This is a genomic window from Paenibacillus sp. FSL R7-0340 (genome assembly GCF_038002205.1).
Taxonomy (GTDB): Bacteria; Bacillota; Bacilli; order Paenibacillales; family Paenibacillaceae; genus Paenibacillus; species Paenibacillus polymyxa_B.
Genome location: NZ_JBBOBY010000001.1, coordinates 3,433,790 through 3,448,235 on the forward strand (window position 1 = coordinate 3,433,790; position 14,446 = coordinate 3,448,235).

A 14,446-nucleotide genomic window follows, 5' to 3' on the forward strand; every position below is an offset into this window, starting at 1 on the left:
ATTTTATGTTTTTATGGAAGAATTTAGAGTGGAATATGTTGATTTATAAGGAGGAAATAGCGGATTTTATGTAAAAACATCTTTTTCTTTTTACGTGTAAATTAAACCTATTCGAAATCTCAGCAACTTAAAAATGATCAAGCAATAGAATTCGGTTGTGGAGCGATACCCGCTTGTGTTTTATGGTGGGCAAAATTATTTTGCTCACCATTTCAAAGGTTTCTGATTACTTAAATGCATCCCAAAATTTCATTAAATAAATCTGTTTGGTTCTCTCCAGGCTCCTATATATCTCTCTTATGACGGATCGAAAATAAAGCAGCAGATCTAAATAGTTCTTCGAATCACGCTTTTGGTTGCCCCCGCCTCAAAAATCGTCTCAATCAGCACCAATACACGGTGTACTTCTTCGCTTTTGATTGCAATCTCCGCTTTTCCTTCGATGGTGGAGACAAAATTTTCATAAAAGCTTTCTGCAGCAGCAGGTATTTTCTCAATCGGGAACTTAAGGGTGGATTCCTCAGATGGCGGCGCCATCGTTTTCGTCAATCCTTGACCTGCTTGAATCGGCTTGGGTTCCACGTGAGCGACATCTGGATTTCGGGTGACGATCTCTCCGCTCAAATCCCAATCCCTAATCACTGCGGTTCCTTCGGTTCCTTTAATATACCAGCGCGGCAGCTTTACGTAATTGGTTGTACCCACTTCAATGACTGCTTTCAGGCCGTCCTTGAACTCAATAAAGCTGGTAAAGCCGTCATCCACTTCAGTCCCCAAAATATAGCTTAGGGTAGCAGCTACGCTTTCTATTTTGCTGTCCGTAATCTGAAGCAGCTGGTCCAATAGATGTACTCCCCAATCCAGCAGCATTCCTCCTCCATACGCCTTTAGTTGCCGCCAGTCACCTGGAATCCCATTAGCCCCCTGAACTCGCGATTCCAGCTGGAAAAGCTCGCCTACGGTCTTATTGCCAATTATATCTTTTATAATTCGGAAGTCTTCATCCCATCGACGGTTTTGATGTACCGTAAACACACGATTTTCTTTCTTCGCCACCTCAACAATATCCAAGAAATCCGCGCTCGTTATCGTAACTGGTTTTTCGCAAATGACATGTTTTCCAGCTTGTAGCGCCTGGATCGCGATTTCCTTATGAACATCATTAGGTGTTGCTATCAAAACAATATCCACGGCCTGATCGGCCAGAACGGCATCCAGGCTTGCGTAGGTTTTATAGCCAGCAGCCGCAGCCAGTTCCATTCGGTAATCAACAATATCATATACACCGCCAACGGCAAGTTGCTGATTAGATTCGATCAATTGAACATGGTAGCTTCCCATGCCTCCATAACCGATAATGACTACATTGTATATACGATTGCCCATTTTCATCTTCCTCCACTTCTGATTTAAGCCTACCGCATATCAAGCGGTTACTCATGGATCCATAAATTTTAATGTCCTCGTAACTCTCCCTTCACTTCGTCGGATAGCTCTATCATACAAATCTCATGAAAAGCTTTCCTCCTCATTTCTTGCTGTATTATTCCCGAATATTGTCCTGCGGTATTTCAATGGTGATGTTCCTGTCGCTTCCTTAAAGAGATGATGAAACGTCTTTACACTACTGAATCCTGCTGCCTCTGCGACCTCAGTGATCGGATTGTTTTCATTCAACAAAATCCATTTTGCCTTATTCAGTCTGTAATCATTCAAAAATGCTACAAAGGTCATCCCCGTATTCTTCTTAAACAGTCTGGCGAAATAATAGGGACTGAAACCCATATAATCAGCGACATTCTTCAGCGAGATGGTTTCATGATAATGGCATTCCACATACTCAAAAATACGTTCCAGTTTATAAAGGGTGTCCTTTGATTGTGTTAAGGTTCTTTCAGAGATTTCAGAAAGCCTTGGCGTCATGCTTCTCGGCACTTCACGCATAATAAGAGTCAACATCTCAAACAGCTTGGCTTTGATCATATAAGCATGACCTTCGTGGTGGTTGACGTTCTCATCATAAATGCTTTGAATCAGAGGAAGCATTTTAGCTGCTGTTTCTTCTGGCCAGTTCCAGCTTGATTGCTCCATCTCCGTAAATATATATCTAAGAGGGCGTTTCTGATCACTTAATGTGGAAACCTCTTGAAAAAAGCTCAGATCAAATTGAATAACCACCCGTTCGCTGTCGGGAGAAGCCAAAAAATAATGAACATCACCCCCATTTATAAACTGAACTTCACCTTTTTTCATCCGTATCGAAATATCGTTAATTCCCAGATCCAAGGTTCCCTGAGTCACATAAATAATTTCAATTTCTTTATGCCAATGAGGATAGCAAAGCACGTCACCTTTATTAATAAAGCTCCGGAAAGGAAAATGTCGGTCAAGCTCCGGGATTTCCAAATAAAAATTCATTTTGGTAGACTCCTTTTGTTGTAAAGTTCAAAAAAGCCGTACACATGACTATTGATAATTATGCTGCACTGCATTCCTTCTTCTCCTCTTCATTTTTCTCCTTCTCAACTTTCGAATAAAATTCCCTCTCCCTTTTGAATTGTAAGCGTTTAACATTCTTTTTCCTACCCTATCAATCATAGTTGTATTAAGTAAAACCACTGTTAGGTATCCTTACTAACCTAATTTTGCAAACACAAAGTTATGCCTCAATTATGAGCGGTTTGGCGCCCGAAAACAATTTGGGCTGATCTTATTTCTCCCTTCCGCTTGCAGTTTCTTCAGATAACCAAGTTTCGCCTTAACTAGATTAAGCAAATACGTGTAAAATTGTCGAACGATTATTTTTACATTTTTTATATAAAGAGATATATACATTTCCAATAAAAAGGTATAATCTAGTAAAGCAACAGAATCCATATAAAAAATATAGACTTATGGAGGAACGGACCTTGAAGAGACTATTCGCTTTAAGTTGTGCTTTCTATCTGCTAATCGGCATTACTAGTGTGGTGCTTGGAGCATTACTGCCGGTTCTACTGCCTTACTATGGACGGGGGTACAGCGATGGCGGATTATTGTTGTTCCTTCAGTTTTTCGGATTTCTTGTCGGCGTTCTGTTCTCCCCCTTCATGGCTCTACACATCGGTCGCAAGTCTATGCTGTCCATTGCTCTGGTTAGTATCGTGGCAGGGTATGCCTTCTTGGGTGTACTCCCCTCATGGACCTGGGTTATCGTGATGACCATCTGGGTTGGCTTCGGCTCAGGCATCATTGAGTCGTCCATCGGAGCGTTCACGATTGAGTTCACCGAAGAGCAGAAAGCCGTAGCCATGTCCAAGCTGGATGTCTATTTTGCACTTGGTGCACTGCTCATTCCCGCAGTGGTAAGCCTGTATATCTGGCTTGGAATGTGGTATCTGACCTTCTACACCATCTCCCTTCTGACGTTTATTCTGGGACTGTTCTGGATTACCATGCCTGCTTCCTCCTCTTCCCACCTTATCCAAGCAGATCTCCAAACCTCTGAGCGATCGGTCGAACAAGCCCGGTACTCGGTACAGCACCGTGTGTTACTGGGAATATTCATTGTATTCTTCTTTGTTTACATGGGGCTTGAACTGGGGCTCATGAACTTCCTGCCCTCTATTCTGATCGAGACCCTGCAGATTCGGGAATCCGTAGCCTCGTTGGGTGTTAGCATACTCTGGATTGCGATGATCATCGGCCGCATGTTCTCAGGGAAGATTGCTGAGTCAGCAGGATATATTCCTTTCCTGCTGTGGAGCGGAATCGGAACTTTCTGCTTTCTGGTCGCAATGGCGTTTGTATCCAGTCAGTGGGCTACATACCTTCTGATTTTTGGTGCAGGGTTATTCATGTCCGGTCTCTTCTGTATTGCACTCGTCTATGCAAACCTGCTGATTCCGGGAATGACTGAGAGAACGACCAGCATTCTGATTGCGTCAGGCGGAATCGGCGGAGCAGTTCTTCAATATGTAACAGGCTGGAGCATGAGCGAATGGTCGGTGACGGCTACCCTTTGGATTTTGGCGGCTTTCAGCCTAATTTTGCTGCTGGCAGTCATTCTCTCGCATCTGTGGAATGGCAGGAGCAGACGGGTAGTTGACTCCCTTGTCCATCAGGGCAAGGAAGGATGAGATTCTTTATTCTTGAGGGAGGTGAGGCCCGCCGCGTTATGTTGTAGCAGGGCAGTACACTTTTTAAAGAATGTACTTAATGAGAATGTATATTCTGATATGGAGGGAAACATCGTGCATACCTTAACCAAAGAACGCTTCAGATACGGAAAAGGCATTACTCTGATTGACGATTCCGGTAAGGAATATTTGGATGGCGTGTCTGGCACCTTCAATCTATCGCTCGGTTATAATCACCCTCATGTCGTCACCAAGGTACAGGAACAAGTCGCCAATCTTGCCCACATGTCCTCATCCTTTACCGAGCCTTACGTCGAGGAAGTCCTAGATCATCTGATCCAGTATACGCCGAACGGCATCGACGCGGGATGGATGAGAGATATTACCGGCTCCACGGCGAACGAATGCGCTGTGAAGCTAGCCCAGAAATATACAGGAGCGCTCGATATAATCAGCCTGTATCTATCCCATCATGGGCAGACCCAGTTCGCAACAGGCATATCCGGCAACGCCTTCCGGCGGAGGAAATTTCCAAACTCGGCTGCAGCAAATTCCCTGCATGTACCTGCTCCCTACTGCTATCGCTGCCCGTTTAATTCTTCGCCTGACAAGTGTGGTTATCAATGCGTCGAAGCCATATCGGATGCCATTGAGTATGCAAGCTCAGGCTCTGTGGCCTGCATGATTATTGAACCCATCTTGGGCAACGGAGGCAATATCATCCCACCTGCAGGATATTTTAAGCGGCTCCGTCAGCTGTGCAACGAGTATGGGCTGATCCTGATCGCTGATGAGGTGCAGACCGGGATTGGGCGGACAGGCTACATGTTCGCAAGTGAGTTGTTGGATATCCAGCCAGATATCATTACTCTCGCCAAGGGTCTCGGCGGCATTGGTGTACCGGTAGCAGCGGTATTAATGCAGTCTCGGCTTAATGTCCTGGAGAAGCACGAGCACTCCTTCACCTCAGGCAGCAATCTAATCTCGGTTACGGCAGCCAAAGCCACGCTGGAGGTTGTATCTGAGCCCGGTTTTCTGGAAGCCGTTCGGTCCAAAGGAAGCCTGCTCGGAACCCTGCTGACGGAGATGGCCGACAAGCACGATTGCATCATCGGTGAGGCTCGCGGCGTCGGATTGATGTGGGGACTGGAAATTGTCGACGAGGATAATGCCCCAGATGCAGTTAAGAGCAATGCGATTATCGACCGCGCTTTTGCCGAACAGCAGCTAATTCTCAGAGGCTCCCGTTACGGTTATGGCAATGTGGTCAAAGTGAGACCTTCCCTCACGGCTACGGAAGATGAGATTGTCGAAATTGTTAAGCGGCTTGACACTGTTCTGACCACCCTACACTAACCATCTGCCTAACAGGCAAAAGGAGGACTATTTATGCTTGCACTGGTATACAAATCAGCTTGGGATGTCGCACTTGAGGAAAGACCTGTCCCGGAGATTAAAAAAGATAACGATGTACTCGTCCGGATCCGGGCGACAGGCGTATGCGGTACGGATTTAGGCATCATCAGTGGCAAATATCATGCCGTGCCGTCCACGATCTTGGGCCACGAATCAGCGGGGGATGTGATCGCTGTAGGATCAGCCGTCAGTTCACTGCAGCCTGGGGACCGTGTGGTGATTGATCCAACATATTACTGCGGTCAATGCGAAATGTGCCGGACAGGAAGACAGAATCATTGCACACATAAAGCCGTAACAGAGACCGGAGTCAGCGCCGACGGTACGTTCACCGATTATTATGTGACTGAGGACCGTTTTTTGTACAAGCTGAAGGATCATATCAGCTACGAAGAAGCGACGCTGACCGAACCGCTGAGCTGTATGCTAACCGGGATCAACCAGATTAACCTGCTGCCGAACTTCACAACCGTTATTCTAGGCGCAGGTCCGATCGGGATTCTGTACAGCTATGCTCTTGCTTCGAAAGGTGTAACTGGTTGCCTCGTTGACATCTCGGAGGAGCGGCTCGCCATAGCGGATTCCATTGCCCCTGAGCGATGGTCCGCGCACGCCACACTGGAGTCGGCCATTCATGAGCTAGCTCCGTTAAAGAATCAGGTGGACATGATTGTGGATACCACAGGAGTGGTCGGCACTGAGGTATTAAGCCAGCTTGCGAGCGGCGGGTATTTGATGCTGGTGGGGCTGAGAGATGGGATAAGCTCGTTTAATCCGAAAGAGGTCGTTGACCGTAGCCTTAAAATCATCGGCTCGATTGATTCTCTGGGCACGTTCTCCACGGCGCATTACCTGATTGAGCAGCAGATCATTCCCGCCAAAAAAATCATTACCCACTCGTATCCGCTTGATGACTACCATGAAGCCTTTAAGACACTTGGATGCAATATCAGCGAGCGGACACTTCAGCCTTCGTCTCAGGCGATCAAGATTGTGCTGCAATCGAATGGCTCGGGCAACTAAATTTAGCTACTAACAAGGGGGAGAATGGACATGACGAGCATTCATCATGTTACACCGACGAATCATGAATGCACAGGAGACCCATCAGCGTCCGTTCCAGTCAAAGCGGTCATCTTCGACATGGACGGGGTGTTGGTAGACAGCGAACCGATTTATTTTGAAGTTGAACGCAGCTCCTTTGCCCATTTCGGTGCGTCCATGACGGAAGAAGAGCACCATACCTATGTTGGAGTGACACTCGAATCTATGTGGCGTCAGGTACTGGACAGACATCAGCTCACCAATACGGTGGAAGAGGCCCTGACCTATCACCGAAAAAATGTGATGCAGACGATGATTGCACACGAGGGCCTTGTGGCGATCGACGGACTGGAACGGTGGCTGGACTGGCTGCAAGAGAAAGGGATTCCGGTCGCGGTAGCCTCTTCCTCTCCACGAGCGCTAATTGATCTCATTATGGAAAAGACAGGACTTGGCCGTTACTTCGACATTCGAATCACCGGTGAAGAGGTATTGCAGGGTAAGCCGGCACCGGACATTTTCTTATACGCCGCCGAACAGCTAGGCATTGCACCGGCCCATTGCATCGTTATTGAGGATTCACAGAACGGGGTCCAGGCAGCCAAAAGCGCAGGAATGCACTGCATCGGCTTCCACAACCCCGGCTCCGGCCGGCAGGATCTGTCCAGAGCCGATCGCTGGATTCTCAGCTATGACGACCTGTGGGCGATCAAAGAGAATCTGCCGTTCGATGAGAAGTTGCTTGCTAAGAGCAAGAGCCGAAATGTACCGGAAGGCATACCCCCTTTATAATCATATGGAATCGTCCGATCTTTACTATGATTGAGGGTACTAAACAATGCCCCTTGGAATATACACTGGAGAATGTATTTATCCTTCCCTGTGTGTACTCTAAGGGGCGTGCTTTACATCGAAGTGGTCTAGTTGAAACGAGTAATTTCCCGGTTCAACACACAACCTCGTAAAAACTGTCTTTTTGACATATAACTGATCTCCTGACGGTTTTAAATCCTCTATTCGTATGCAGCAAAACTTATATAGAAAAATGGGGTGCTGTTAACACCCCAAACTGGATTCATCGATATATATCCTGCTTCATCTGAACAGTAATTTTGCCGTATATTCAGCTCTTTCTGTCTTCTTCGGTAATTAGAGAACTGTAAGCCGGAATTGTAACTGTTCCTTTCTTCACCTTTACATTCTTTGAGGTGGAGAAGACCACTTTCCATTTACCCTTATCGAAATCTTTCATCTGCAGGGTAACCGGCTCTCCAGACAGGTTATGATATACATATAGTGTTTCTTTGCCTGAAGTACGTTTAAATGCGGTCACGCTGGCAGAACCTGCTTGTATAGGTTGCAGACTGTCGCTGCGTAAAGCTTCATGTTCTTCCCTCAGACGGATGAGTGTGCGATAGCTTTCCAGCAGGGAATCATCGTCCCTCAGCTGCGCTTCCACTGATACCTCGCCTGTGTTGTATTTGGGTTTCTCCCACGTCGTTTGACCAGGGCCATCTCCCTTGTACCAGCGCATAGGCTCACGAAGATACTCATCGGGCTTCTCTCCCTTCATGCCGATTTCTTCCCCATAATAGAGGAACGGCTGACCCGGAAGCGTCAAAAGAATGGAAGCAGCCAGCTTGGCTTTTCGCACATCTCCGCCCACTTCGCTTATGACACGGGTCTGGTCATGGTTGCTCAGGAACGGAGCATCGAGTGCCGCCTTATTATACGATTTGTACAGTTGCAGCGTTTTCTCGGCGAATGCCGCGATACCCTGATCTCGGCCGTTTTTCACGGAGTTCAAAATCGTTCCACCCAGGTCAAAATTAAACAGGGAATGGAGCGGTCCGTAATAAGGAGCTATGGTCTCCGGTTTGTCCCATACCTCTCCTGCCAGATATACATTTGGATTTACCTTCTCCATCTCGGAACGGAATTCATTCCACCATGCGATGTTCTTATCCGCACCATCCTTCGTCTGTCCTCTAAAAATATGCATCGCCGCGTCAAGCCGGAACCCGTCTGCACCCTGCTGCAGCCAATACTTGCCGACTTTGATCATTTCTTTGCGGACTTCGGGATTGTCAAAGTTCAGATCCGGCATGCCCGACCAGAATGTACTGTAGAAATACCCTTCGCCATTCGGGTTCTTATGCCATACCTGCTGACCCCACGAGCCCTTTTCTTCCAGATCTGTGTTCTCATCCGCCCATACGTAATAGTCGTGGTATTTGCTTTGTGGGTTGGCACTGGCCTCCTTAAACCATGGGTGCTCGCTGCTCGAATGATTGATAACAAGGTCCATGATCACCTTGACGCCCTTTCGGTCCGCTTCTTTCATCAAGGTGCGGAAATCATTTAGACTCCCATACTGCGGGTCCACCTGATAGTAATCAGTTACATCATATTTATGGTAGCTTGGAGATGGATTAAGGGGCATAAGCCAGAGGCCGCTGACCTGCAAATCCTTACCCGAATGGGGTTTGCCATCGTTTAAGTAATCAAGTTTTTGTGTGATTCCTTTCAAATCACCGTGTCCGTCTCCATTCGAATCATAAAAAGAATTGATATAAATTTCATAAAATACGCCGCTTCCAGTAGAAACCGGAGGCTTATGTCCGTTCATTTCCTGCTCTGCCATTGCACCTGAAGCGAACATCGTGAGCATAGGCACCGTTAACATGGCGGTGGACAATCTTCTTAAGCGTTTGTTACGTGTCAAAACAAATCAGCTCCTTTGATTGTTATGGGTGCGTTTTCATTATAAATAGAAACAATCCAAAAAAAGGGGATATTTATTATCTATTATGGTGGAAAATATCGATCTTATTGCTTTATCTCTGTATCGAACGAAAGAGGAGCAGACTCTATGTCTACTCCTCTTTCGGAAATTATTCTTTTTCTTAGATTTAGTACTTTCGAATTTGCTGAATAAAAGATTGTCTGCTGTCGTCCAAATCAGTTCAGGAAATATATCTTAATTTAATGCGTTTTGAAGCTCTGTGCAGCGAAGACTTTACTGAATTTTCACTCTTGTTTAAGATTCTAGCCGTTTCTTTTATGGAGTATCCTCGGACTAAACGCAATTCAAGTACCGTCCTTTGCTCGGTATTACTTGCCATCAAAAGAATTCGATTGACCTCCTCCTGAATTTCAAAATCGAGGATATCCCAGTGATAATAAAGCAGTTCCTTGCGTAAGTTGTATTCATCCATCTTTTTTCGTTTTCTGATTAAATCTATAGCTAAATTTTTGGCAATTCTCAAAAGGTAAAACCGAATACGATCTTGAGGCAAGTCAGGTGAAGCTCTTATAAACCGAATAAAGCACTCATGCAACAAATCTTCGGCATCCTGTTTGTTATGCAATATCCTTAATAGATAGCCAAAGAGATCTGATTTGCAAGATAAATATTGATCCTCCACATCTTTAATATCCATATTACTGCTTGTCCCTTCTGTTTTGATTGGAATCGGTAAGTCACTTTATAGTCTTAAATTCATATCCCTGCTTTTTTAAATATGTTATGATTTCAGGCAAGGCTTTGGCAGTTTCTTCTTTCCCATAAGTGTCATGCATGAGTACAACTGCTTTTTCTCTAGTCCCCATGTTCCTTATGAATTCGCGAATTAATTGTTCAGCATTCTTAGGTGCACCTTCTGCATCTTTAGGTAACACATTCCAGTCAATCTGATGGTAATCCTTATCATGTAGAGCTTTGTCCAGCACTTCCATACCATTGGGATCATTTCTCTGCCATGTCATATGGCCACCTGGAAAACGAATTACTCTTGTGGAGAAATTCTGCCCCAATATTTGCTTTAAAACTTGATTTGTTTTTTCAATATCCTTCATAAAAATGCTCGAATTCACAGTTTGATTAGGATATAAATAACTGTAGTCATGTGAGTAGGTATGATTTCCGATAGCATGTCCTTCTTTAACTACTCTTTTTGTTATTTTTTTAGCCACTTCATTTTCTTCTACTGCCTTTCCTACCACAAAAAACGTTGCTTTCACATTTTCTTCTTTAAGAACAATCCAATATCTTAGGCGTTACGGTGACCGATGGGCCATCATCAAAAGATAAATAGACTACTTTTTTACCGTCTATCCCCTCAGGCCGATGTCCTTGCATTTGCTGATTCAAGTATTTTTCAACAAATGCTGCATCTTCAACACCCGAAACATTTTTTAGAGGTGATTCGCTCCCTTTGGATTCGTTATTTAATACCGGCTGTTGTTTACTACTAAAGATATCAAAGAGTTTTAAAATAATTAGAACAATACAAATGATAATAATAAACAGTAGTCTTCTTCTATTTCTCTTCATCCGATGAGCTCTGGTTCTATTATGCGTATAGCTTTTTTCCATTAGTATATGTTCCTCCAAAAATCTAGAAGCTGTTTACGTTTCATTTTGCGACCATGTGCCAATTGAAATTATTCGTATCTCAATGCATCTATAGGCTTTAAACTTGCTGCTTTATAAGCCGGGTATACTCCAAATAGGATGCCTGTGCCCGCAGAGCTAAGAAACGAATATATAATAGGCGAGATCGTAAATTCAATGGTCATATGTGTCGTTGCTTCGATTATTTTGGACGCTCCTATGCCTGTTACAACCCCGATTGTACCTCCTAACAGACCAAAGATGACCGCTTCAGATAGAAATTGAATCATAATATCTCTCGGCTTGGCACCAATGGCTTTCCGAATACCGATTTCTCTTGTACGCTCTATAACCGAAACCATCATAATATTCATAATTCCGATTCCCCCTACCACGAGCGATATCGCGGCTACACCACCCAGTAAGCTGGTCATGATATTATCTACACCGGAAGCTGCACCTGCTGCCTCTGACTGACTCATAATTTGAAATTGATCCGGTTCCGAGGGTTTTAGCTGATGCGTCACACGCAAGCTTTCCAATATGTCTAGACGAGCCTGATCCATCAAAGCTGGTGACTTGGCAGACACGTCCAATCCCGTAATGTTTTTCTCACCCAGACGGTTCATCATGGTTGTAGCAGGGATGTAAATTTGTTCATTAGTACTATAGCTTAAGTTCGTAACTGGCTGAGTATTCAATACTCCGATCACCTTGAAAGGAATCTGTTTAATTTGAAACGTTCGTCCCAATACATTTTGGGTATCTCCACCAAAAAGACGTTGAACCGCTTGGCTTTCAAGAATGGCGACATTCATGCGTTTATCCATCTCATCGTTGGTAAATGTTCTGCCCTCAGCAAAGGAAAACTTTTTGACCTTATAGAATGAAGTGGAAGTCCCTACAATAGTAGCGTTATAGTTATATCGCCCCCACGCAGCTTTAGAATTGCTCGATATATTTGGCATCAATGCATCTATAGACTTCTTTTGTTCCAACGCCTCGACATCAGCCCAAGTAAACGAGGGCGTGTTGTCCAAATCTATTTCACCATCGACCATTGTCATAGCTGGAGCAACCATCAATACGTTATTCCCTAATTTATTAATTTCTGCTTTTATGCGGGCTGTAGAGCCGTTTCCGATCGCCATAATGGCAATAACCGCTGCCACCCCGATAATAATACCGAGGATCGTTAAAAAGGAGCGCAGCTTATTGGTCGTTAAACTATTAATTGATACACGGATCGTTTCCATCAAATTCATAGGCTCGCCATCCTTGATGAAATTCTTCTATTGGTAATGCATTCATCTCGCTCAATATCCCCATCCCGAAAGCTGATCAACCGCTTGGCATATTCAGCGATTTCCAGCTCATGAGTAACCAAGACGATGGTTTTCCCCTGCTCATTCAAACCCTGAAATAGCTCCATAATCTCGACGCTCGTCTTCGTATCCAGTGCCCCCGTAGGCTCATCCGCCAGCAAAATAACAGGATTATTCACCAACGCACGCGCAATAGAGACACGTTGCTGCTGACCGCCAGAAAGCTCGTTAGGTTTGTTGTACATCCGTTCTGCAAGGCCTACACTTCGAAGCGCCTCCACGGCTCGTTCCCGGCGTTCCTTGGCAGGTATACCTGCATACATCATAGGTAGCTCTACATTTGCTAATGCTGTAGTTCGGGAAAGTAGATAGAATTTTTGAAACACAAAACCCAGTTTCTGATTTCGAATCTCGGAAAGCTCATTCTCACGAGCATCCAATATGGAATACCCATCCAGATAATACTTCCCGGTATCAGGATGATCGAGGCAACCAATGACATTCATCATGGTGGACTTACCCGAACCAGAGGGACCCATTATGGCAACAAACTCACCTTCGCTAATAGATAAATTCACACCACGTAGAGCCTGAATCTCCTGTCCGCCTACCTCATATATTTTTTTTAATGCTTTAATTTCAATAACGTTTTTATTTAATTGAACTTCGTTCATTGTGCCTGACCCCCATCAGGGTCCTGGCCCTCTTGACTGCCATTCGAACCAGCACCGCCCTGAGGCGGAATAACAATGGTCTCGCCTTCCTTGACACCGGACTTGATTTCGGCCTGATCCGCTGTATAAACACCCAGCTTCACAGGTCTGAATTCATAATCTGCAGGGTTTGCTGGGTTCTTCGCTACATATACTCCGTCCACTCCACCTTCAGATCTCAGTGCAAACAATGGAACAGACAGCGCATCTTTACGTTCAGCCAAGAGGAGTGATACATCCATGTTCATCCCTGGTTGCAGCCTTATTTTTTGGCTATCCAAAGACAATTCAATTTTGTATGTAGTCACATTCGATTCCGTCACCGGCTCTGGAGAAACAAAGCGTACTTCGCCTTTAAATTGTTTGTCCGGGAATGAATTCGAGTGCATTGTAGCCTGAAGTCCGGTCTTCAATTTAGCAATATCACTTTCGTTAACCTTGGCAAGAACCTTCATAACGCCTGTATTGGAGTTATTCATTACAATAAAAGGTGCAGTAGGACTAGTACCCACATCGCCGTTGACCTTCAAAATGATCCCGTCCCACGGTGCCGTAACCTGTAATTTGCTCAGGACACTTTTCTTCTGCTCTAATGCCGTTTCAGCCTGCTGTAAAGAAGCCTGTGCAGATTGGATGTTGGAAGCTTCAGGCGGGGACTGTGCAGCCTTTAATTGTATTAAAGCTGTTTTAAAGCCCATTTCTGCCTCCTCAATTGCCTCAGTCTGTTTGGTCTGTGCCTTCTTGTACTGCAGCTCCGCATTGCTCATATCCAGTTTTGCCTTATCCAGATTTTGCTTGGCTGTCGCCAGGTCACTTTCTGCTGCCGCATCATTCTGAACCAGATAAGCCTGGTCATCATAATCCTTCTGGGCCTTATCCAAAGTCACCTTGACTGCCACCTTTTGTGCAGCGGCTTCCTCTAACTCCATATCGTTCTTGGCTGTTTTAATCGCCATTTGTGCCTTTAAGACATTGGTTTTCTGGAGCTCGATATCATTGGTTTTGGGTCCGCGCTTGGCTTCCTCCAGCTTGGCCCTTGCAATCGCGACATTGGATTCGGCATCCTTAATTTGCAGCCTGGCATCCGAATCATCTAATCGTGCTAGAACCTGACCTGCTTTGACACTATCTCCTGCTTTGATATTGACAGCGATAAGCTTGGCACCCTCGACATTTGTAAAATTAATATTTACTTCCTTGGAAGCCTGAACGGTCCCAGTCACTTTAAGCGAATCCGTCATGTTTGTTTTCTGTACCTGTACAATCTGGTTCGCAGGACTCTCCACGGGCTTTTCCTGCCCCTTTTTCATATAAACAAAACTTCCAATTCCCGCTATAATGATCAAGACAAGAATACCTATGATCCCTCTCAATCTTTTTTTCCTTCTTAACACTTGCAATGCATCTTTCTTTTCTGTTTCCGACAATGTTATA

The 14,446-nt window shown here is 45.0% G+C and carries 11 protein-coding genes and 1 pseudogene; 4 read left to right on the forward strand and 8 right to left on the reverse strand.

Features of this window, described 5'->3' with window-relative positions; genetic code table 11:
* Positions 1–327 precede the first annotated feature (327 nt).
* Positions 328–1,392 carry a Gfo/Idh/MocA family protein gene (locus tag MKX59_RS15255; RefSeq protein ID WP_023988587.1) on the reverse strand — a complete coding sequence of 355 codons (1,065 nt, stop codon included), beginning with the start codon at positions 1,390–1,392 and terminating at the stop codon, positions 328–330.
* Positions 1,393–1,509: 117 nt separating this feature from the next.
* Entirely contained in the window at positions 1,510–2,418 is a 909-nt protein-coding gene (locus MKX59_RS15260; RefSeq protein WP_023988586.1) for an AraC family transcriptional regulator, read from the reverse strand.
* Between the two features lie 491 nt (positions 2,419–2,909).
* On the opposite strand from MKX59_RS15260, the gene MKX59_RS15265 reads away from it, so the two are divergent.
* The 4 genes from MKX59_RS15265 (at position 2,910) to MKX59_RS15280 (ending at position 7,370) form a co-directional block, all read left to right on the forward strand.
* A complete protein-coding gene (locus tag MKX59_RS15265; protein ID WP_068938433.1) occupies positions 2,910–4,118 on the forward strand; it encodes an MFS transporter in 1,209 nt (402 codons plus the stop codon).
* A gap of 114 nt (positions 4,119–4,232) precedes the next feature.
* The gene (locus tag MKX59_RS15270; RefSeq protein ID WP_023988584.1) at positions 4,233–5,474 is read left to right on the forward strand and encodes an aspartate aminotransferase family protein; all 1,242 of its coding nucleotides are present in this window, start codon (positions 4,233–4,235) and stop codon (positions 5,472–5,474) included.
* 33 nt (positions 5,475–5,507) lie between these two features.
* Entirely contained in the window at positions 5,508–6,557 is a 1,050-nt protein-coding gene (gene gutB1, locus MKX59_RS15275; protein ID WP_028541304.1) for a 2-amino-2-deoxy-D-mannitol dehydrogenase GutB1, read from the forward strand.
* A 30-nt stretch (positions 6,558–6,587) separates the two neighbouring features.
* Positions 6,588–7,370: an HAD family hydrolase gene (locus MKX59_RS15280; RefSeq protein ID WP_023988582.1), complete on the forward strand. Its 783-nt coding sequence runs from the start codon at positions 6,588–6,590 to the stop codon at positions 7,368–7,370.
* Between the two features lie 331 nt (positions 7,371–7,701).
* Here the strand turns inward: MKX59_RS15280 and MKX59_RS15285 are convergent, their stop codons facing one another.
* The 6 genes and pseudogenes from MKX59_RS15285 to MKX59_RS15310 form a co-directional block, all read right to left on the reverse strand.
* Positions 7,702–9,303 (reverse strand): alpha-amylase family glycosyl hydrolase, encoded by a 1,602-nt coding sequence (locus tag MKX59_RS15285; protein WP_023988581.1) that lies wholly within the window; start codon positions 9,301–9,303, stop codon positions 7,702–7,704.
* A gap of 241 nt (positions 9,304–9,544) precedes the next feature.
* The gene (locus MKX59_RS15290) at positions 9,545–10,021 is read right to left on the reverse strand and encodes an RNA polymerase sigma factor (RefSeq protein WP_023988580.1); all 477 of its coding nucleotides are present in this window, start codon (positions 10,019–10,021) and stop codon (positions 9,545–9,547) included.
* Positions 10,022–10,061: 40 nt separating this feature from the next.
* Positions 10,062–10,956 (reverse strand): annotated as a pseudogene (locus MKX59_RS15295) (polysaccharide deacetylase family protein).
* Between the two features lie 68 nt (positions 10,957–11,024).
* Positions 11,025–12,239: an ABC transporter permease gene (locus MKX59_RS15300; RefSeq protein ID WP_340858512.1), complete on the reverse strand. Its 1,215-nt coding sequence runs from the start codon at positions 12,237–12,239 to the stop codon at positions 11,025–11,027.
* A complete protein-coding gene (locus MKX59_RS15305) occupies positions 12,236–12,973 on the reverse strand; it encodes an ABC transporter ATP-binding protein (RefSeq protein ID WP_076265399.1) in 738 nt (245 codons plus the stop codon). Before MKX59_RS15305 ends, MKX59_RS15300 begins: the two co-directional genes overlap by 4 nt.
* The gene (locus tag MKX59_RS15310; protein WP_076265398.1) at positions 12,970–14,439 is read right to left on the reverse strand and encodes an efflux RND transporter periplasmic adaptor subunit; all 1,470 of its coding nucleotides are present in this window, start codon (positions 14,437–14,439) and stop codon (positions 12,970–12,972) included. Before MKX59_RS15310 ends, MKX59_RS15305 begins: the two co-directional genes overlap by 4 nt.
* Positions 14,440–14,446: the final 7 nt, after the last annotated feature.

Coding starts and splice junctions, on each gene's coding strand:
- MKX59_RS15255 (WP_023988587.1), bottom strand. CDS start 1,392: ATGAAAATGGGCAATCGTATATACAATGTAGTCATTATCGGTTATGGA.
- MKX59_RS15260 (WP_023988586.1), bottom strand. CDS start 2,418: ATGAATTTTTATTTGGAAATCCCGGAGCTTGACCGACATTTTCCTTTC.
- gutB1 (WP_028541304.1), top strand. CDS start 5,508: ATGCTTGCACTGGTATACAAATCAGCTTGGGATGTCGCACTTGAGGAA.
- MKX59_RS15280 (WP_023988582.1), top strand. CDS start 6,588: ATGACGAGCATTCATCATGTTACACCGACGAATCATGAATGCACAGGA.
- MKX59_RS15290 (WP_023988580.1), bottom strand. CDS start 10,021: ATGGATATTAAAGATGTGGAGGATCAATATTTATCTTGCAAATCAGAT.
- MKX59_RS15300 (WP_340858512.1), bottom strand. CDS start 12,239: ATGAATTTGATGGAAACGATCCGTGTATCAATTAATAGTTTAACGACC.
- MKX59_RS15305 (WP_076265399.1), bottom strand. CDS start 12,973: ATGAACGAAGTTCAATTAAATAAAAACGTTATTGAAATTAAAGCATTA.